At 53.9% G+C, this 19,481-nt stretch carries 17 protein-coding genes; all 17 read left to right on the top strand.

Annotation, left to right across the window (positions count from 1 at the left end):
- Window positions 1–80: 80 nt before the first annotated feature.
- On the top strand, window positions 81–311 hold the full coding sequence (locus MKY74_RS03725) for an anti-sigma-F factor Fin family protein (protein ID WP_076176664.1): 231 nt from the start codon (window positions 81–83) through the stop codon (window positions 309–311).
- 240 nt (window positions 312–551) lie between these two features.
- Window positions 552–4,076, top strand: coding sequence for a transcription-repair coupling factor (mfd, locus tag MKY74_RS03720; protein WP_076176665.1), 3,525 nt, complete (start codon window positions 552–554; stop codon window positions 4,074–4,076).
- Window positions 4,063–5,256 (top strand): peptidylprolyl isomerase, encoded by a 1,194-nt coding sequence (locus MKY74_RS03715; protein ID WP_076176666.1) that lies wholly within the window; start codon window positions 4,063–4,065, stop codon window positions 5,254–5,256. Before mfd ends, MKY74_RS03715 begins: the two co-directional genes overlap by 14 nt.
- 245 nt (window positions 5,257–5,501) lie before the next feature.
- Window positions 5,502–6,044 (top strand): stage V sporulation protein T, encoded by a 543-nt coding sequence (spoVT, locus tag MKY74_RS03710; protein WP_076176700.1) that lies wholly within the window; start codon window positions 5,502–5,504, stop codon window positions 6,042–6,044.
- Between the two features lie 189 nt (window positions 6,045–6,233).
- Window positions 6,234–7,913: a putative polysaccharide biosynthesis protein gene (locus MKY74_RS03705; protein ID WP_076176667.1), complete on the top strand. Its 1,680-nt coding sequence runs from the start codon at window positions 6,234–6,236 to the stop codon at window positions 7,911–7,913.
- Between the two features lie 218 nt (window positions 7,914–8,131).
- Window positions 8,132–9,622 (top strand): nucleoside triphosphate pyrophosphohydrolase, encoded by a 1,491-nt coding sequence (mazG, locus tag MKY74_RS03700; protein WP_076176668.1) that lies wholly within the window; start codon window positions 8,132–8,134, stop codon window positions 9,620–9,622.
- A 316-nt stretch (window positions 9,623–9,938) separates the two neighbouring features.
- A complete protein-coding gene (locus MKY74_RS03695) occupies window positions 9,939–10,211 on the top strand; it encodes an HU family DNA-binding protein (protein ID WP_076176669.1) in 273 nt (90 codons plus the stop codon).
- 1 nt (window position 10,212) lies between these two features.
- Window positions 10,213–10,491, top strand: a complete 279-nt coding sequence (locus MKY74_RS03690; protein WP_076176670.1) for an RNA-binding S4 domain-containing protein — start codon at window positions 10,213–10,215, stop codon at window positions 10,489–10,491.
- Window positions 10,492–10,678: 187 nt separating this feature from the next.
- Window positions 10,679–10,960 carry a sporulation protein YabP gene (gene yabP, locus MKY74_RS03685; protein WP_076176671.1) on the top strand — a complete coding sequence of 94 codons (282 nt, stop codon included), beginning with the start codon at window positions 10,679–10,681 and terminating at the stop codon, window positions 10,958–10,960.
- Window positions 10,957–11,535, top strand: a complete 579-nt coding sequence (gene yabQ, locus MKY74_RS03680; RefSeq protein ID WP_076176672.1) for a spore cortex biosynthesis protein YabQ — start codon at window positions 10,957–10,959, stop codon at window positions 11,533–11,535. The genes yabP and yabQ overlap by 4 nt, the downstream gene beginning before the upstream one ends.
- 60 nt (window positions 11,536–11,595) lie before the next feature.
- Window positions 11,596–11,961 carry an FtsB family cell division protein gene (locus MKY74_RS03675; RefSeq protein ID WP_076176673.1) on the top strand — a complete coding sequence of 122 codons (366 nt, stop codon included), beginning with the start codon at window positions 11,596–11,598 and terminating at the stop codon, window positions 11,959–11,961.
- A 125-nt stretch (window positions 11,962–12,086) separates the two neighbouring features.
- Window positions 12,087–12,578: a S1 domain-containing RNA-binding protein gene (locus MKY74_RS03670; protein WP_076176674.1), complete on the top strand. Its 492-nt coding sequence runs from the start codon at window positions 12,087–12,089 to the stop codon at window positions 12,576–12,578.
- Window positions 12,579–13,114: 536 nt separating this feature from the next.
- Window positions 13,115–15,526, top strand: coding sequence for a stage II sporulation protein E (gene spoIIE / locus MKY74_RS03665; RefSeq protein WP_373309647.1), 2,412 nt, complete (start codon window positions 13,115–13,117; stop codon window positions 15,524–15,526).
- A 166-nt stretch (window positions 15,527–15,692) separates the two neighbouring features.
- A complete protein-coding gene (locus MKY74_RS03660) occupies window positions 15,693–16,430 on the top strand; it encodes a vWA domain-containing protein (RefSeq protein WP_076176676.1) in 738 nt (245 codons plus the stop codon).
- Window positions 16,414–17,361 (top strand): serine/threonine protein kinase, encoded by a 948-nt coding sequence (locus MKY74_RS03655; RefSeq protein WP_076176677.1) that lies wholly within the window; start codon window positions 16,414–16,416, stop codon window positions 17,359–17,361. The genes MKY74_RS03660 and MKY74_RS03655 overlap by 17 nt, the downstream gene beginning before the upstream one ends.
- Window positions 17,362–17,436: 75 nt before the next feature.
- A complete protein-coding gene (gene tilS / locus MKY74_RS03650) occupies window positions 17,437–18,882 on the top strand; it encodes a tRNA lysidine(34) synthetase TilS (protein WP_076176678.1) in 1,446 nt (481 codons plus the stop codon).
- Window positions 18,883–18,934: 52 nt separating this feature from the next.
- Window positions 18,935–19,474 carry a hypoxanthine phosphoribosyltransferase gene (gene hpt / locus MKY74_RS03645; protein WP_076176679.1) on the top strand — a complete coding sequence of 180 codons (540 nt, stop codon included), beginning with the start codon at window positions 18,935–18,937 and terminating at the stop codon, window positions 19,472–19,474.
- Window positions 19,475–19,481 lie beyond the last annotated feature (7 nt).

The following is a 19,481-nucleotide window of genomic DNA, read 5'->3' as shown; positions in this document are numbered from 1 at the left end:
TCTCGGGGGCAGGAACCGGGGGCTAAACGAACGTTTTTTCGGGCATACTGAAGTATAAACGACTTTCAGGAGGCATATAGATGGCAATAAATTATATTTGCCGGCACTGCCGCACGCCGCTCGGAAAAATAGATTCGTCCCTGGTTACCGACGCCCAGCTGGGGTTCCATTCCTTGACCCCGGCAGAACGTAGAGATATAATAGCGTATGATTTAAGCGGCGACGTAACGGTCAAAGTGATCTGCGATTATTGCAGAGAAGCGCTGGAGAACAATCCGGAGCTGAGCCTGTTGGCAAACCCGCTTCAATAATGTTGTGCGCGAAACCGCGGAAAATGCGGACAGATACCGTGAATGGAAGGGCCTTGGCAGTGCTGCTGAGGCTTCTTTTGGGTATTCCTTTTGTCCAGTCTCCTAAGACCAGGCGATGTCCGCTGCCGGTAGATATATTTTAATGAAGCACAGCGAAAAATCACCGCAGTCAGGTATTTTATGGTAAAATTCAATCTACCATCCAAAAGATAACAAGTAAGCATAAGAGAGGTGCCCCCTTTGTTACATGCACTTATAGAAGCTTTCTCTAAAGATCCGGATTTGAAGTCGATTACCGCCGGGTTATCGGCCGGTATGAAGGAACAGCTCGTTTCCGGGTTATCGGGGTCCGCGCGTCAGGTTATGCTGTCGGCACTGTTTGAAGAAATCAAACGCCCGATGCTCGTCGTCACTCACAACATGTTTTCCGCCCAGAAAATCGCGGAGGATTTACAGGAAGCGCTTTCACCAGACCGTGTGCTGTTGTATCCGGCCAATGAGCTGGTGGCAGCCGAATCCGCGGTATCCAGTCCAGAGACCCTTGCGCAGCGTATTGATGTGCTGATGAAGTGCGCGCAGGGGTTTTCGGGCATTGTGGTGGCACCGTTTTCGGGTGTGCGCCGGTTTCTGCCTGCCCCGGAAGTGATGGCCAAAGCCCAAATTGTGATTCAGGATGGAGGCACACTGGACGCTCAAGCATTTCTGGCCCAAATGATCGAAATGGGATACGAACGGGTAGAACGGGTCGAAGGCAAGGGCGAAATGAGCGTACGCGGAGGAATTATCGACTTTTACCCGATGACCTCCCTATTGGCCTACCGCGTCGAGCTGTTTGACGACGAAATCGATTCGATTCGCACATTTGACCCGTCCGATCAGCGGTCAATCGATAAAGTTAAGGAAGTCACTATTACGCCATGCAAGGAGATCATCGCCGATCACCAGAGGCTGGAGCAGGCAGCTGCAGCCACCGCTCAACTGCTGGAAGAGCAGCTTGGCAAGATGACTGACCGGCAGGCAAAACTGCGTCTAACGGAAGAAATGAAACGGGAGATGGAGCTGCTGCGCGAGCATGTCTATTTTCCAGAAATCTATAAATATATCTCTCTGCTCTATCCGGAGCGCAAGACGCTGTATGACTATTTACACAAGGACACCGTCCTCATTCTCGACGAGCCGGCGCGTCTTCTTGAAACAGCCAAACAGCTGGAGCGTGACGAATCCGAGTGGAACTTGCATCTGCTGCAGAACGGAAAGACGCTGCCGCAGCTGCATTTGTCCGTTGACGGCGACGAGATCCTGTACCAGCGTCCGTTCCAGACGATATTCATGTCGATTTTCCTGCGTCAGGTTCCGCATACCCAGCCTCAGAACATCCTGAACTTTATCAGCCGGGGGATGCAGGATTTCCATGGGCAGATGAACGTGCTGAAAGCGGAAATGGACCGTTGGCATAAATCCGGGGTTCAGGTGATGATGCTTGCCAGCAGCGACGAACGGCTCGACCGGATGCGGCGGGTGCTGCAGGACTATAACATCGAGGAGCCGATCATGCTGCAGGGTAATTTGCAGACGGGCTTTGAGATGCCGTCCATTCATCTGGCGGTGATTACCGAGGGCGAAATGTTCTCCCAGAAGCAGCGGAAGATCCGCAAGCTGGGCAAAAACATTGATAACGCCGAGCGCATCAAGAGCTATACCGAGCTGAAGGTCGGCGATTATGTCGTCCATCAAAACCACGGCATTGGTAAATATATGGGTATCGGCACACTGGAAATAAATGGAATCCACAAGGATTATATGCATATCCTGTATGCCGGCGGCGACAAGCTGTCCGTGCCGATCGAACAGATCGATCTCATTCAGAAATACGTCGGTTCAGAGGAAAAGGAGCCGAAGATTTATAAGCTGGGCGGCAACGAGTGGACACGCGTTAAAAATAAAGTCCGCTCTTCGGTACAGGACATCGCCGACGATTTGATCAAGCTGTACGCCGAGCGGCAGTCGACGCCGGGATACGGCTTTGAGAAGGACACGACCGAGCAGCAGGAATTCGAGGAAATGTTCCCTTACGATGAGACACGCGATCAGCTGCGGGCGATCGAAGAGATCAAGAAGGATATGGAGCGGAACCGTCCGATGGACCGGCTGCTGTGCGGAGACGTAGGCTACGGCAAGACCGAAGTGGCGATCCGCGCTGCGTTCAAGGCTGCCATGGAAGGCAAGCAGGTGGCCGTTCTTGTGCCGACGACGATTCTGGCGCAGCAGCATTATGAGACGTTCAGGGAGCGGTTCTCGGGATATCCGATGAACATCCAGGTGCTGAGCCGGTTCCGTTCGCGGAAAGAGCAGAACGAAACGATCAAGGGGATCCGCCAGGGGACGGTCGACGTCGTGATCGGGACGCACCGCTTGTTGTCCCAGGATCTGGTGTTCAAGGATCTGGGCCTCCTGATTGTGGACGAGGAGCAGCGGTTCGGTGTGACGCATAAGGAGAAGCTGAAGCGTCTGAAGACGAATGTCGACGTGCTGACCCTGACGGCGACGCCGATTCCGCGGACGCTGCATATGTCCATGCTGGGAGTCCGGGATCTGTCTGTCATCGAGACGCCACCGGAAAACCGCTTCCCTGTGCAGACGTATGTCGTGGAATACAGCCAGACGCTGGTGCGGGAGGCCATCGAACGGGAGCTGGCCCGCGGCGGTCAGGTGTATTATCTGTACAACCGCGTTCAAGGCATTCATGAAATGGCCGCCCAAATTTCGGCGCTGGTGCCGGAGGCCAAGGTTGGAGTGGGCCACGGGCAAATGTCGGAGACGGAGCTGGAGAAGACGATTCTCGACTTTCTGGACGGGGAATACGACGTCCTTGTCAGCACGAGCATTATCGAGACAGGTGTCGATATTCCGAACGTAAATACGCTTATCGTGCATGATGCTGACAAAATGGGCCTGTCCCAGCTCTATCAGCTGCGCGGCCGTGTCGGACGCTCCAACCGGATTGCGTACGCGTATTTTACGTACCAGCGGGATAAGGTGCTGACCGAGGTGGCGGAGAAACGGCTGCAGTCGATCAAGGAGTTTACGGAGCTTGGCTCCGGCTTCAAAATCGCGATGCGCGACCTGGCGATCCGCGGAGCGGGGAACCTGCTTGGTGCGGAGCAGCACGGGTTTATTGCCTCCGTCGGCTTCGACCTGTATTCGCAAATGCTTGCCGAGGAAATCCAGAAGCGGAAGGTGTCCGTTCTCGGAGAAAAGGTCGAACCGGAGAAGACGTGGAACACCGCGCTCGATATCGGCATCGATGCGTATTTGCCGTCCGAGTACATTTATGACAGCATTCAAAAGATTGAAATTTATAAGAAAGTGGCGGCAGTTTCTTCGTTCGACGACGGGAAAGAGCTGGAGGATGAGCTGCTGGACCGCTTTGGGGAACTTCCTGAGGCGGTAACGAACCTGCTGACCGTCGCCCGGCTGAAGGTATACGGCAAGATGTACGGCATCGACTCCATCAACCGCCGTGGGGATGATCTGATCCTCAAATTTTACGAGGGGCAGGAAAAGGCCGTCAGCACCGCGAAGCTTGCACAGGTTGGCAATCGCTTCGAGAGACGTGTACAATTTGAGCAGGATGCTCAAATGACGATCCGAATCAAAGGCAAGGGGCTTGATGACAAGCAGCTGCTCGATCTGCTGGAACAATTCTTGGAAGCGATCCGTGAGCTGTTCAAATCGAAGGAGGAACTTCAGGATGTTGTTCAATAAGAAAAAAGCATGGAGAGGAATTCTGCTGACTTTGGTGTGCGTACTGACCCTTTCCGTGCTGGCAGCCTGCGAGAAAGGCGGCTCCGATAAAGAGAAGGATGCCAGTAAACCGGTGGCAACCTATGAAGGCGGAGAGATTACGGAGAATGAATTTGAGACACAGAAAAAAATCATGACGTTTATGTCTCCGGAATATGCCCAATTTATGGACATGGCCGATTTCCAGGATTATTTGGTGAAGCAAAAAATTGCTTTTAAATATTTGAGCGGCAAGGCTACGGACGATGCCAAGAAGGAAGGCGAGAAAAAGGCCGGCCAGCAAATTGACCAAATGAAGAAACAGGTGGGCGATGACCAGTTCAAGCAGCTTCTGGGCGACCAGAAGCTCAAAGAGGACGAGCTCAAGCAATATTTGGTGCAGGTTATGACGGTTATGGAGGATATGAACGCCAAAGTGACCGAAGACGACATCAAGAAGCAGTATGAGGCCAACAAGCAGGATTTCATGGTGGCCACGGTGCATCATATTTTGATCGGGCTAACCGATTCGAATAACAAGGAGCGTACCAAGGAAGATGCGCTGAAGATTGCCAAAGACGTCAAATCGCAGCTGGACAAAGGGGGAGATTTTGCCGAGCTGGCCAAAAAGTACTCGGATGATTCCTCCTCCAAGGACAATGGCGGCGTCTACAAAGACTTTACCGTTGGACAGTGGAGCGTGCAGGAGTTCAAGGAGCAGGTGCTGACCCTTCCGCTGAACAAAATCAGTGCTCCCGTCGAGTCCAATCTCGGATACAGCATTATCAAGGTCGATTCCCGCAAGGACACGCCTTATGACAAGCTGACGAACGATCAGAAAGAAATGATCCGGAGCAATCTGGGCGCATCGAAGATCGATCAGTTTATGCAGAATGATCTGACGAAGATCATCAAGAAGATTGATCTGCCGAAAACGGCGGATACGTCCAAGAGCGGCACGGGAACAACCGGAACGGGAACGTCCGGCAGCGGCACGGAAGGCACTCCTTCCGGGGGCTCTACTTCCGGTACATCCGGAAGCGGAGACGGCGCCGGTACAGGCACGACAGGCAGCAGCAGCGGAGATGCCAAAACCACCGATAAAGGTACGACTACTTTTGAAGAAAAGGTAACCGAGCCCGGCGAGGGATCGGGCAAATAATCCATATTCCGCATTGAATCGTGTGCGGGAAGGAAGGCGCGGGCCAGACCCGCGTCTTTTTTTGCGGCAATGAGCTGGATAAAATGTGCAGAACAACCGCAACTAATAGTTCCAACATCATGTATAAGGAATTGGGAATGGATGAATACTATGGGCAGATATCACAACTTATATTCCTGGGACTCACCTCTTCCCATAAGAACAGTAGTTGAAAAATCTTCTCTAGAAAGCGGGGCAACATGTTAATGAAAGCTACTGGAATAGTCCGCCGTATCGATGACCTGGGCAGAGTGGTCATCCCTAAAGAAATCAGACGTACACTGCGTATCCGTGAAGGAGATCCGCTTGAAATTTTTGTAGACCGTGATGGTGAAGTTATTCTGAAGAAATACTCCCCGATCGGCGAGCTGGGCGATTTCGCCAAGGAATATGCGGAGTCGCTGTATGAAGGCACCGGACATACGACCATCATTTCTGACCGCGATACTTTTATCGCCGTTGCAGGCGGCTCCAAGAAGGAATACTTGGAGAAACCGATCGGATCCCTGATCGAGAACTGCATGGACAGCCGCAAGACGCTGCTGGAAACAAACCAAGGCAGCTACGAAATCAGCAAGGACCATCAGGAGAATCTGTCCTCCTTTGTGGCCGCGCCGATCATTTCCGGCGGAGATCCAATTGGTTCAGTGATCCTGCTGAGCAAGGACGAAGCGACCAAGATGTCGCAGCTGGAAGTCAAAATGTCCGAGACAGCCGCTGCTTTTCTTGGCAAGCAAATGGAGCAGTAATCCGGCAGCCCGGTACGGCTCTTCCTCGAGCACCCGAAGCTCCCCCTTCATATTCACGGATAATCCGGGAATGAAGGCGGGAGTTTTTTGTGTCCGCGCTCCTCAGGTATAATAGGTGTATTCGTATCAAAAAAACGGAAGCAACGCCAATTGACCGAGGTTGAATCCGGGCAAAAAGTAGGGAAGAGGATGAAACAGACAGGTGCGGCATCGAAGATGCTGCAGGGGGCTTTGATTTTAAGCATGGCTATGGTGCTGTCGAAACTGATCGGCACGCTGCAGAAAATTCCGCTGCAAAACATGGGTGGGGATGCGGTGTTCGGCATCTATAACACGGTATATCCGCTCTATTCATTAATGATGACGATCGCACTCGCGGGCCTGCCCGCCGCGATCTCGAAATTCGTCGCAGAGGACGAAGCCGTCGGGGGGACGGGGGAAGGACTCCGGGTGATGAGGCTGTCCTCGGTGCTGCTGGCGCTGCTGGGCATCGTCCTGGGGGCCGCCGTGTACACCTGCGCTCCGCTTATCGGGACCTGGATTGACAATTCCAGCGTCGTGCCGGCGGTGCGAACGGCGTCCTTAGCGCTGCTGTTTGTGCCGGTGATGACCGGGATGCGCGGCTTTTTTCAGGGATATCAAAACATGATGCCCACCGCCGTTTCGCAGATCACGGAGCAGTGTGCGCGGGTCGCCGTCATGATCGGGCTGCTGATTTACCTGACGGGGATCGGGGCGAAGCCGGAGACCATCGCAGCAGGGGCACTGCTGGGATCGGCTGCTGGCGGAGCCGCGGGTCTCATCGTCATGCTCGGCTATTGGCGCAGGTTCCGGCGGAATCAGCGTGGCTCTGCCGACGAAGAAGGCGCTGCCGTGTCGGCGCACAAGGAGTCTGCCGTTCGGACGGGCCAGCCGCATCAAGCCGGGCGGGAAAGCAGCTGGAGCCTGCTGAAGCGGATCCTGCTGTACGCGATTCCCGTCTGTCTGGGTTCACTGGCCGTGCCTTTAATCGGCATGGTGGACAGCTTTACCGTACCGCGGCTGCTCAAAGCCGGAGGCGCCGGCGAGGCGGGGGCCATGATCCAGTTCGGCATCTACAACCGCGGCATTCCCATCGTCCAGCTGGTAACGATGCTGGCTACGTCGTTGTCGGTGCTGTTCATCCCCGCTTTGGCGGAGGCCAAGGCGAGAGGCGACCGCGAGCTGGTGAGCGAGCGTACCCGGCTGTCCCTGCGCTGGTTCTGGCTGCTGGGACTCGCCGCATCGGTGGGGATTGCCATTCTGGCCGATCCCTTGAATATCGCGCTGTACCAGGACACGGCGGGCAGCGGCGTCATGCGCTGGATCGCCTTCACTGCCGTCGGCAGCGCGCTCAGCATCATTTCAGCCGCGCTCCTGCAGGGCGTCGGCATCGTGCGTGCGCCGGCCGTGCACCTGCTGGCCGCGGCAGCGGCGAAGACGCTGCTGAACCTGCTGCTGGTTCCGCAGCTGGGCATTACCGGCGCGGCCATCGCCGGCGTGGCCGCGCACTTCCTGGCGGCAGCGCTCAACATCGCGCTGCTGGCCCGCAGCACCGGCCTGCGCATTCGCGCCGGTGCCGCCTTGGCCAAGCCGGCGCTGATGCTGGCCGGCATGGCCGTGGTGGCGGGCGCTGCGGCGCTCGCGGCGGACGCGGTGCTGTCCGCGCTCGGGCTGCCCGCCCGCCTCGTGGCCGCCGCGGCAAGTGTTGCCGGTGCCGCGGCCGGGGGCGCCGTGTTCCTCGCCGGCGCCGTGCTGGCCAAGCTCCTTACCGAAGAGGAGCTTGCGATGCTGCCGAAGATCGGCCGTCCGCTGACCGCCTTACTGAAGCGGGTTCGGCTGCTGCGGTAATAACCGCAGGGACTGGGGAATCTTCTATTTTTGGCCGTCATAGAGGGAGAATGATAGAAGGCGGGGGATTAAAGGATCCGCTGAACTAGCTTCAGTAAAGGGCCGGGCCACGCGGGGACTCTCTTGCGCTTCTGGTTTTCTTTTGAAAAAGAAACCATGATATAGTATATTTATGCCCCATTCCCGGAAGAATGGGAAATAGAGCGGAGGAATGACATATGAGCGCAGTACTGAAGGTTGTCGGTCTCGGTTCGGGCAACCCGGATCGGCTGACGATGGGTATTGTGAAGACATTGCAGCAGGCATCACAAATCTACGTCAGAACGAAAGAGCATCCAGTCATGTCGATGCTGGAGGAGCTGAAGCTCGAAGTCAGTTCGTTTGACCACATCTACGAAGCGCATGATTCGTTTCCGGAGGTGTACGCCTCCATCGCAGAGCGGCTGCTGGAGCTGGCTTCGGCCGCCGATGAACAGAGCGTGATCGTCTATGCGGTGCCCGGGCATCCGATGGTGGCGGAGTCCACTGTTCAGCTGCTGAGGGAGCACTGCCCGCAGAAGGGGATCTCCCTTGAAATCTTGGGCGGGGAATCCTTTCTCGACGAAGCCTTTATCCGACTCGGTTTTGATCCGATCGAAGGCTTTCAGCTTCTCGATTCCACCGGCATTCGCAGCAGCATGCTGCAGCCCCAGCTGCACACCGTAATCGGGCAGGTATACGACGAGTTTACTGCTTCTGAGGTGAAGCTGTGCCTCATGGAGCTCTATCCTGACGATTACCAGGTCGTTGTCGGACATGCGCTTGGTGTCGAAGGGGAGGAGCAGGTGCTTCAGGTTCCGCTGTATGAGCTTGACCGTGCCCTTGGTTACGGTAACCTCTCGCTCGTGTACGTTCCAAGAAGCGACGACGAGAGCCTGCGCCAGCGGACCTTCGCCCGGCTTCATGAGATCGTCGGCATTCTCCGCAGCCCGGAGGGCTGCCCGTGGGACCGGGAACAGACGCATGCGTCGATCCGGAAAAATCTCATCGAGGAAACCTACGAGGTGCTGGAGACCATCGATGACGATGACCCTGAGCATATGCAGGAGGAGCTTGGCGATTTGCTGCTGCAGATCATGCTGCATTCGCAAATGGAGGAAGAGGAAGGCACTTTCAGCGTGTTCGACGTCATTCAAGGGTTGAATGACAAGCTGATTTTCCGCCATCCGCATGTGTTCGGCGAGAACAAGGCCAAGGATGCGGAAGCCGCCTTGCAGAACTGGGATGCCATGAAGGCCGAGGAGAAACGCCGTAAAGGCATTGAGCCGGAGAAGGCGTCCGCCCTGGACGGGATTCCAAGAGACCTGCCGGCGCTCATGAAGGCATATAAGCTTCAGAAGAAGGCATCCAAGGTCGGGTTCGACTGGGATTCCATCGAGGGCGTATTCGACAAGATCGAGGAGGAGCTCGGAGAGCTGCGGCAGGCCGTGGCGGAGGGACAGAGCGTCGACGAGCAGGTAGGCGAGCTGGGTGACCTTTTGTTCGCGGCGGCGAACGCGGCCCGGTTCCTGGATGCCGATCCGGAAGAAGCGCTGTCGAGAACGAACCGCAAGTTCGTCAGCCGGTTCCGTTATATCGAGGATGTGCTGCACGCAGAAGGCAAAACGCTGCAGGAAGCCAGCCTGGATGAGATGGAGGAAATTTGGCAACGGGCCAAAAATGAGGTATGATATGAAATCTCCGGTCCCCGGAGGGACGGAGGGCGCCTTCAATGCCTGCGAAGTGAAGCCCTTTTAGCGAACAGGAATGAATGACTTTCGTATTTCATGGTTCCGATTTCGCGCAAAATTTCCGTTAGATGACACCCAGCAACCTCTTTTTGCAGGGATTTCCTCGGAAATTATAAAAAATTGGCGGATTGAGGCAGGAATTCGGGCGGCACAGCAAGAATACCATACAGAACGCGCCAAAAGCGGTATGATTTGGGGCTAAGCTCCTCTACCGCGCCAATACTTATTTCTTTGTATATTGGGAGGATTATAATTTATGAACAAGACAGATCTGATCAACAACATTTCCACGAAAAGCGGTTTGACTAAAAAAGACGTGGAGTCCGTTCTGAACGGTTTCCTGGGTGAAATTGAGGAAGCTCTGGCAAGCGGTGAAAAAGTTCAGCTGATCGGCTTCGGCACTTTTGAAACCCGCAAGCGTTCCGGTCGTACAGGCCGCAACCCGCAAACCGGCAAAACCATCGAAATTCCGGAATCCAACGTTCCTGCCTTCAAAGCGGGCAACAAGCTTAAAGAAGCCGTAAAATAAGATGCGCGTCGACAAATTCCTTAAGGTATCAAGGTTAATTAAGCGGCGTACTGTTGCGAAGGACGTCTCCGATCAGGGAAGGGTCCTCATTAACGGCAGGGAAGCCAAGCCCAGCAGCACGGTCAAGGTGGGCGATGAGATCACCGTCCAGTTCGGCCAGAAGCTGGTCACCGTGAAGGTGGAGCGGCTTGCCGAAACGACCCGCAAGGACGAGGCGAACAGCCTGTACACCTTGGTCAAGGAAGAACCGATCGCCAAAGATAACGGTTTGAACTGGTAAGCGGGCATTCCAGAAGGCATATACAGCAGCACATTAGAGGCATCTTCCGATCACGATCGGGGGATGCCTTTTTAGCTTGGCATGATGTTCAGCTTGTGCTTAAAGTTCCTCCGTTTCACCCGGCAGGGCTGGTTCTAAACCCCGAAACCGCTCCATAAGCTATTGTTAAGAAGGAGGGGTACATGCCATGATCGAGCAAGCGAAAAACAAGCAGCATGAATTGCATATGCTGAATCGCAAGCAGCTGCACCTGACGGGGGTAAACAATGTGGAGAGTTTTGACAGCGAGGAGTTTCTGCTCCAAACCGAGCTAGGGCACCTGACCATCAAAGGCCAGAATTTACATATTAAAAATTTAAACCTGGAAGAAGGCCTGCTCTCGATCGAGGGCCACGTGAATTCCCTGGTTTATTTGGATCCCGGTTCGCACGGCAAAAACAAAGGAATGCTCGGCAAGCTGTTTAAATGAGTCCACAGATTCAATGGATTACCCTGCTGTGGATGCTGTTCTCGGGAGCGGCGTTGGGGGTGGCCTATGACAGTTACCGGGTGCTGTCGGGCCAGCTCCACTTTCCGAAATGGACCCTTCATGTATTGGACGTGCTGTACTGGAGCGCTGCGGCCCTGTTTGTGTTTCGGATGCTGTATATCAGCAATTACGGCCAGCTTCGGTTTTATGTATTTGTGGGACTCTTTATTGGGGTATGGGTATATTTTTTAATCTTGAGTGTTACAACCCAGCGTTTTGTGGTAATGTTAATAAGGACAGTACGTTACGTGATTGATGTGGTCAAGCGTTTGTTTCGGGCGCTCGTCTGGGCTCCGATCCGTGCGATCTTGAAACTGTTGAAGTGGATTGCCGTCATGCTCGGCAGCCTCCTGATGTTTCTCCTCCACGTGATCCTGCGCTGTCTCACGCCTTTCTGGAAGCTGCTTCAATGGATGCTCCGCCCCATCACCTCCCGTCTGAAGATGCCCGAGTGGTTCAGGAAGTTTCTCACCGCAGCTGCAGAGCTGTGGAAGCGATGGTTCTCCAAGGAGTAGACAAGGCTTAGGAACGGCCCGTTACGCAACGATTTCCGTATTTGTAAAGAGGAGGCATTCATGGGAAAATACGCTGCATCACCAGCCCAAACCCGTCCGCAGACTACACAAAAGAATGACAAGCAGCCTGCCGGTCATCATGCTGGCGCACGGAGGCGGATTTTTTTATGGCTGACTTTCATGATTCTGTTTATGGGGTGGGCAGGTTATACCTTTATTGACCAGAATTCGCAAATTGCGGACAAGAGTTCCGAGCTGTCGAAGAAGCTGAGGCTGGAGGCACAGACCACACAGACGAAGGCACAGCTCGAGCGGGACGTGAAACGGCTGAACGATCCGGAGTATATCGGACAGTTGGCAAGGAAGAAATATGGTCTGTATTTGCCGGGGGAAACTCCGATTCATGCGGAATCCACCAGCCCTTAATATAGGCGCTGAAGTGGGTTATTACTCAGTTGACCTGGGTTTACGCTTTATGTATAATCAAATCACCACAGCCAAGGTTTTATTAAATCTTGTTGTATATTTTTAAGGGAGGATCATTTTATTCTATGGCAATCGAAGTGGGCACCAAGTTAGAAGGCAAGGTGACAGGCATAACGCATTTTGGAGCATTTGTGGATCTGTCAGGAGGTGTCACGGGTCTCGTTCACATCTCGGAAATCGCCGATAATTACGTCAAGGATGTCAACGATCACCTGAAGATCAATGATGTTGTGACAGTGAAGGTGATCAATGTCGATAAGGACGGCAAGATCGGGCTTTCCATCAAACAAGCTGTTGATAAGCCGGCATCCGAAGCTCGGCCTCCAAGAGGACCAAGACCGGAACGTACCGGTGGAGGCGGCGGAGACCGTTTTGGCGGTGGCGGTGGTGGAGGTTACAATCGTGAACGTGGCGGGCGTCCGTTTAAGCCTGCGGCCAACAAGACTTCATTCGAGGATAAAATGTCTCGTTTCCTAAAAGACAGCGAGGAGCGCATATCGTCGATCAAGAAGAACACGGAATCCAAGCGCGGAGGCCGTGGCGCGAAACGCATGTAATTTTTACTAACAGATTAGAGCATACGATAACCGTATGAAGCAGATAACCGTAGAGGGCGCCAAGCCTTCTGCGGTTTTTTTGTTTTTGCTGCGGGCCAGGCGCTGTTCTGCAGTCTTCTTCCCATCAAGGGCGGCATTCGGTAATTTTGTCGTTCTGCAAGAAATTACCGACAGCATCCAACGCCATTCCAGCTATCTCTGTCGCAATCGCTAGCCGAAGCGGTGATTTTATTCGGGAGATTCCCCCGGATCGAACCCTCTGGAAACGGGCTGGAAGTGTTGGGGGACAACCAGTCGACCCGGATTTCCGATCATTCGGGAACGCAGGCTTTTTTGTCGGAAATTTCTTGGGCGCTTGTCCGCTGTTCTGACAAACTTTCATGTTTCACCGGTTCTATAATGGGTACCAACAAATCCTACGAAATGGTGGTGCCAAGCTCATGGAAAAATGGAATGTGATGGACGTGCCTGTCATGAAATCGGCAAAGGGGGAAGCGGTCGTGGACGGAATGAGCTGGTCGGAACGGATCCGGAACATGTCGGCCGTGCAGCGGCCGATGCAGTTCCTCGCAGCAAAGAAGTGGATGCTGCTGCTGACTTTTATGGGCTTCTTACTCGGAAAAGCCATGATACTGGACGAGCTGTCGCCGTTTGCGGTCGCCTTTTTTGCAGTCATCGCCTTCATGCGGCGGGATTACATCCTGCCGGTGGGGATGGCCGTAATCCTGGGCTCCCTGTTTGCTCCGTTTCCGGCACCGCTGATCATCGCGGCCGAACTCATCATCTTCCACCTGATGTATAAAGGGCTGAACGCCTTTGACCATGCCGAGTTATCTTACGCCCCGCTGATGGTGTTCGTATCCGCCTTCTGCGTCAAAATATTCATGGTGCTGATCGGTCCGCCGTTTACATGGTATTCCCTGATGATGACCACTGTCGACGCCGTACTCAGCTTTGTGCTGACGCTCGTGTTCATCCAGGCGATTCCGGTGTTTACGTACAGGAAAAAGAACTATCAGCTGAAAAATGAAGAAATTCTATGCCTGATTATCCTGCTTGCTTCCGTCATGACGGGTGCGGTGGGTTGGAGTATATATAATTTGTCCGTGGAGCATGTCCTCTCCAGGTACCTGATCCTGGTGTTTGCGCTGGTCGGCGGGGCGCCGCTCGGGGCTTCGGTCGGCGTCGTAACCGGGTTGATTCTGAGCTTGGCGGATATATCGGCCATTTATCAGATGAGCCTGCTCGCTTTTTCCGGGATGCTCGCCGGCATGCTGCGGGAAGGGCGGAAGGGGGCCGTATCCATCGGCATGCTGCTGGGCTCTTCCATCCTGTCTATCTATTTCAGCGGTCCGGGCGACGTCATGCAGTCCACCTGGGAAACCTGTATCGCCATCGGACTGTTTCTGCTGACCCCGAAGGCGATGATTGCGGTGATCTCCAAGTATGTGCCGGGGACGACGGATCACAGCAAATCGCAGCATGAGTACGCCAAGCGGGTAAGGGATCTGACAGCCGAGCGGGTGACCCAGTTTTCGCAGGTGTTCCGTCAGCTGTCCCAGAGCTTCGGCCAGGTGTCCGGCACGGAGGAGGTGAGCAAGCGGAACGAAGAAATGGACCATTTTATGAATGCCGTGACGGAAGGGGCGTGCGCGAACTGCTTCAAGAAAAACCATTGCTGGGACGCGAAGTTCTATCAAACCTATAAATATATGACCGACGTGATGACTTCGGTGGAGGAGAATCCGGAGATGTCGGCTGAGGACGTTCCGGAGGAATGGAAGAGAATGTGCGCCAAAACCGGCGACGTTGTGGATGTCATGAAGCAGCAGTATCATCTCTACCAACATGATATGCAGTGGAAACGGCAAATATACGACAGCCGTCAATTGGTCGCCGAGCAATTATCGGGCGTATCCCAGGTGATGGAGGACCTGGCTAAGGAAATTCAGCGGGAAGGACAAGCGATGTACCGGCAGGAGGAGCAAATTCGGGACGCGTTGGAGAAGCTGGGACTGTCGATCCAAGGGATCGAAATTATCAGTCTGGATCCCGGACATGTGGAAATTGAAATTGTGCATGCGTATACAAGGGGGTACGATGAATGCCGTAAAATTATTGCGCCGCTGCTGTCCGATATATTGGACGAGCATGTGGCCGTGCTGAATGAAACGTTCAGCAGCACCAAAGACGGGCTTGCAACCGTCATGTTCGGATCGGCCAAAACGTTTGAAATTACGACGGGGGTGGCCGGGGCCGCCAAAGGAGGAGATCTGCTGTCAGGCGACAGCTTCAGTACGGTTGAGCTGGGCAACGGCACTTTTGCCGTGGCGCTGAGCGATGGAATGGGCAACGGAGAGAGGGCAAGGCTGGAGAGCAGCACCGCGCTGAACATTTTGGAGCAGCTGCTGCAGTCAGGCATGGATGAGAAACTGGCGATCAAATCGGTGAATTCCATTCTGATGCTGAGATCCCCGGAGGAGATTTATGCGACGGTGGATATGGCGTTGATTGATCAATATACAGCGGAAACGACGTTTATGAAAATCGGCTCCGCCCCAAGTTTTATCAAACGGGGCAATGAAGTGATTCCCGTCTCGGCAAGCAACCTGCCGATCGGCATTATTCAGGATATTGAGGTGGACTTGGTCACCTTGAAGCTGCAAGCAGGGGACATCGTTATCATGATGACGGACGGCATCTATGATGCGCCGGGTTACGCCGTGAACAAGGAATTGTGGATGAAGCGGATGCTGCAGGAGATCGAAAGTAACGACCCGCAGCATATTGCCGACTGCCTGCTCGAGAAAGTGATTCGTTACCAGCAAAATCAAATTCATGACGACATGACCGTCGTTGTCGGAAAGGTGGAGCATTATCAGCCGGAGTGGGCTACCCTGCATGTGCCGGGCGTCGACCGCATGGAGCGGCCGCGCACGGTCAGCTGACCGCATTGCCGGATCACGATCGGAGGTGAATATGTAAAACTAGTTGTTATCCGTCCCATTGCCCGGGAAATGGGATGGAGAGGCCGGGCAGCCGTTTGAATCTCTCAAAAGTGGAAATACTAGAACCTAAAGGGTGATAGACACTTTTGGGAGGAATGATGCCATCATGAAACAAATTTTATTAATTACGGACGGATGTTCCAATGTCGGGGCAAGCCCGGTCATGGCCGCGGCTCATGCGCTGCAGGAGGGAATTACGGTAAATGTCGCCGGTGTGATCGATTACGGAACGATTGGGGAGCTTGGCAGCTTGGAAATTGCTGAAATTGCCAAGGCCGGCGGGGGGGTGAGCCGCATCGTGGGAACCAGGCAGCTGGCTCAAACGATGCAGATGATGACGCGCAAAACAGTGGTTCAGACAATACAGCAGGCGGTTAATAAGGAGTTAAAGACGATTTTGGGGGACGGATCCCTGGAGGAGCTTCCGCCCCAGCAGCGGTCTCAGGTAGTTCAAGTCGTGGATGAGCTGACCGAAACGACACCGCTTCAAGTCGCCCTGTTGATTGATGCCAGTGCCAGTATGAAGCCGAAGCTGGCTGCGGTCGAGGACGCCATTCGGGATTTGATGCTCAGCCTGCAGGCCAGGGAAGGCCTAAGTGAACTGGCTGTATTCCATTTTCCCGGACGGAACAGCGGAGAGGACGCCGTCATGGACTCCGACTGGATCCAGGATCTTGGCGGAGTGCGCAACTTGTTCCAACGAATCCAAATGAAAGGGGCCACGCCAACCGGACCGGCGATTCTGAAGGTGATTGATTTCTTCCGTTATGGTACACTAGACGGACAAACCTGGCGGGGAAATGACGGAGAAGGAGAAGGGATGCTCGGTGACTACGTCGTCTAGACCGGCATATCCGGCCGGAACGGTAATTACGGGAAAATGGCATAATAACCGCTTTGTGATCCGGCGAGTGCTTGGACAGGGCGGCAATGGCATCGTGTACCTCGTTCACAAGGCCGGATACCGGAATTTGTACGCGCTGAAAATGGGGTATGACACGCTGGATCTGCAGTCGGAGATCAATGTGCTGACCTCATTGCAGTCACAGAGCAGGCGCCAGGACGGGCTGAAGGGGAGCTTCAAAACTCCGTTTCTGCTGGAAGTGGATGATTTTACGGGGATGGGTAAAGAAGTGCCATTCTACGTGATGCGTTATATTGAGGGGAATCCGATCCATCATTTTATCCGCCGGCGGGGCGAGGAATGGGTTGGAATTACAGGGCTGCGGCTGCTCGAAAAGCTGACCGGCCTGCATCGGCTCGGGTTCATATTCGGAGATCTTAAGCCCGACAATGTCATGGTATCGGATTATGGGCAGGTGGAATTGATCGATTACGGCGGCGTCAGTAAAATCGGACGCAGCGTCAAGCAGTTCACGGAATGGTATGACCGGGGTTACTGGAATGCCGGCAGCCGCAGCAGCGATGAAGCTTACGACTTGTTCGCTTTTGCCGTGCTGATGATCCAGCTTCTGAATGAAGAGGGACTGAAGGCGGCCTGCGCCCAGCTGCTTCCGCAGACGCGGAACCGCTCGGAGCTGCTCACCCTGATCGGCCGGAGCCCGAGGCTGAAGCCGTATGCCCAATGGCTGCGCAAAGCAATCCAAGGAGAATTTTCGGGGTCCAGGGAGGCACTGGCCGCGTGGAAACAGCAAATTTATGCACCGGCCATTTCCGGCAGAGCCCCGGGCAAGACGCCGAGGTGGCTGATCAATACGTTTGCCTTCTCAGTCATTATGCTGGGAGCTGCGGTGTACTTTGTATTTTTTAAATGAGCAACACCAGATCGGTGAGCTGTATAATAGAAGATATTGATACATAGGCATGTATGCGAAAAAAGGAGAACATGGATGGAGAGCAGGCAGAAGTTCAGCACAATTAAAGAGCAAGTGCTCCGCACAGCGGAAGAGCACCGCTTATGGTCTCCCCATGACACCCTCGTAGTCGCAGTATCCGGAGGTCCGGACTCTGTGGCTCTTTTGCATGTTCTGAAGGACATTTCCGAAACGGCGGTCCCCCTTAACCTCATTTGTGCCCACGCTCACCATGGGTTGCGGCCGGAAGCGGATGAGGAAGCCGAACTGGTCCGGCGGCTGGCCGCAGAATTAGGCATCCGGTTTGAGATGGCCAGAGTCGACGTACCTTCTTATATGAAGGAGAGCGGCAAAGGGGTGGAGGAGGCGGCCCGGTTCAAGCGCTATGAATTTTTGTTTGAAACGGCTCAGGCCTGCGGTGCCAACACTATCGCTCTGGCCCATCACGCGGACGATCAGGCGGAGACGGTGCTGATGCATTTGCTGCGCGGAAGCGGGCCGGGGGGGCTCCGGGGAATCCGGTTCAAAAGACGGGAAAAAAATGTGGAACTTATCCGCCCTTTCTTACGTATATACAAAACAGACCTCGTGGATATGTGTGAGCAGAATGGTTATCCTTACGCTGTCGACCAGACCAACTTCCAGACCGAGTACAGACGGAATGCAATCCGTCTGGATGTCTTGCCTTATTTAGGGCAATATAATAGTCGGATTGTTCAATCGATCAATCAGATGGCTGACATTATCGGCCCGGAAGACGACTTCGTGGAACAGGCAGCGGTGAACGCATACCGCGAACTGGTACAGTGTAATCATGGAAGGCACGCTTTTCGGGCGCCTTCCTTTTTGGCCTTACATGTCGCTTTACAACGGAGGTTGATTAAACTAATATTAAATTATCTGTCGCCGGGTTCCGAAAACACCGATTATCACAAGATCGAAACCATTCGGCAGGGGATTCATCAGAAAGACAGCACAACATGGCACCTGGATCTGGGCTGCGGCCTGGTCTGCGTACGCGAATACGATTGGATTACGTTTATGCACGGGGTGCCGGAGAAGATGATTGGCTATACATATCGGTTGGATGCAATCGTCCCGGAGTTGTGGTTGCAAGAAATAAGGAAAGTCCTGAGAATGGCGGAGCATACGCCTGAAGTAAATCAATTGTCCAAGATGGCGTTAGACGGTCATCAAGCGGTTTTTGACGCCGATGAGCTGCAGTTTCCGCTCACCATCCGTTCAAGACAGCCTGGGGACACAATGAGAATCATGGGATTAAACGGAAGCAAAAAGGTAAAAGATATTTTCATTGACGCGAAGATACCTCCATCCATGCGCTCCCGCATACCGGTTCTTGTTGACGGTTCAGGCAGCATCGTATGGATCCCGGGTGTAAGGCGTTCGATTCATGCCGCTGTAGGTGCGCATACATCGACGGTGCTTCACTTTTCCTTGGAGGATGCGGGGAATGCGGAGTAACTGTAATGGTCATTGTTAGGCTTTCATAGTATAACGTAGGAGGTTCGCTCAGTTGCAAAACGATATTCAAGAAGTTCTGATCAGCGAAGAAGAAATCCAGAAGAAAATTAAGGAACTCGGTGCCGAGCTGAGCTCGGTATATGAGGGTCGCAACCCTCTTGTGATTTGTGTACTCAAAGGCGCGTTTATTTTTATGGCGGATTTGGTTAAAAATATGACAGTACCTATGGAACTCGATTTCATGGCCGTATCCAGTTACGGGGCGCAGACCAAGTCTTCGGGCGTTGTCAAAATCATCAAGGATTTGGATGTCCCGGTTGAAGGACGTGACGTGCTGATTGTCGAAGATATTATCGACAGCGGTCTCACGCTGAGCCATCTGATTGAGCTGCTCAAGAGCCGCAACGCCAAATCGACGTGCGTGGTTACGCTCTTTGACAAACCTGCCCGCCGAACTGTGAAGCTCGAGGCGGATTATACCGGATTCGTACTCCCTGACGCGTTTGTTGTCGGATACGGTCTGGATTACGCTGAGCATTACCGGAACCTGCCCTACATCGGGATCTTGAAACCGGAAATCTATACCCACTAATTGCGCT

This window comes from Paenibacillus sp. FSL R5-0378 (assembly GCF_038009285.1).
GTDB lineage: Bacteria > Bacillota > Bacilli > Paenibacillales > Paenibacillaceae > Paenibacillus_AQ > Paenibacillus_AQ favisporus.
Note: the sequence above shows the minus strand (reverse complement) of the source record. Positions and strands in the feature narration are given on the sequence as shown.

Excerpts from the sequence above, each read along its gene's own strand:
- MKY74_RS03725 (WP_076176664.1), top strand. The coding sequence starts at position 81 with ATGGCAATAAATTATATTTGCCGGCACTGCCGCACGCCGCTCGGAAAA.
- MKY74_RS03715 (WP_076176666.1), top strand. The coding sequence starts at position 4,063 with ATGTTGTTCAATAAGAAAAAAGCATGGAGAGGAATTCTGCTGACTTTG.
- spoVT (WP_076176700.1), top strand. The coding sequence starts at position 5,502 with ATGAAAGCTACTGGAATAGTCCGCCGTATCGATGACCTGGGCAGAGTG.
- MKY74_RS03705 (WP_076176667.1), top strand. The coding sequence starts at position 6,234 with ATGAAACAGACAGGTGCGGCATCGAAGATGCTGCAGGGGGCTTTGATT.
- mazG (WP_076176668.1), top strand. The coding sequence starts at position 8,132 with ATGAGCGCAGTACTGAAGGTTGTCGGTCTCGGTTCGGGCAACCCGGAT.
- MKY74_RS03695 (WP_076176669.1), top strand. The coding sequence starts at position 9,939 with ATGAACAAGACAGATCTGATCAACAACATTTCCACGAAAAGCGGTTTG.
- MKY74_RS03690 (WP_076176670.1), top strand. The coding sequence starts at position 10,213 with ATGCGCGTCGACAAATTCCTTAAGGTATCAAGGTTAATTAAGCGGCGT.
- yabP (WP_076176671.1), top strand. The coding sequence starts at position 10,679 with ATGATCGAGCAAGCGAAAAACAAGCAGCATGAATTGCATATGCTGAAT.
- yabQ (WP_076176672.1), top strand. The coding sequence starts at position 10,957 with ATGAGTCCACAGATTCAATGGATTACCCTGCTGTGGATGCTGTTCTCG.
- MKY74_RS03675 (WP_076176673.1), top strand. The coding sequence starts at position 11,596 with ATGGGAAAATACGCTGCATCACCAGCCCAAACCCGTCCGCAGACTACA.
- MKY74_RS03670 (WP_076176674.1), top strand. The coding sequence starts at position 12,087 with ATGGCAATCGAAGTGGGCACCAAGTTAGAAGGCAAGGTGACAGGCATA.
- spoIIE (WP_373309647.1), top strand. The coding sequence starts at position 13,115 with ATGTCGGCCGTGCAGCGGCCGATGCAGTTCCTCGCAGCAAAGAAGTGG.
- MKY74_RS03660 (WP_076176676.1), top strand. The coding sequence starts at position 15,693 with ATGAAACAAATTTTATTAATTACGGACGGATGTTCCAATGTCGGGGCA.
- tilS (WP_076176678.1), top strand. The coding sequence starts at position 17,437 with ATGGAGAGCAGGCAGAAGTTCAGCACAATTAAAGAGCAAGTGCTCCGC.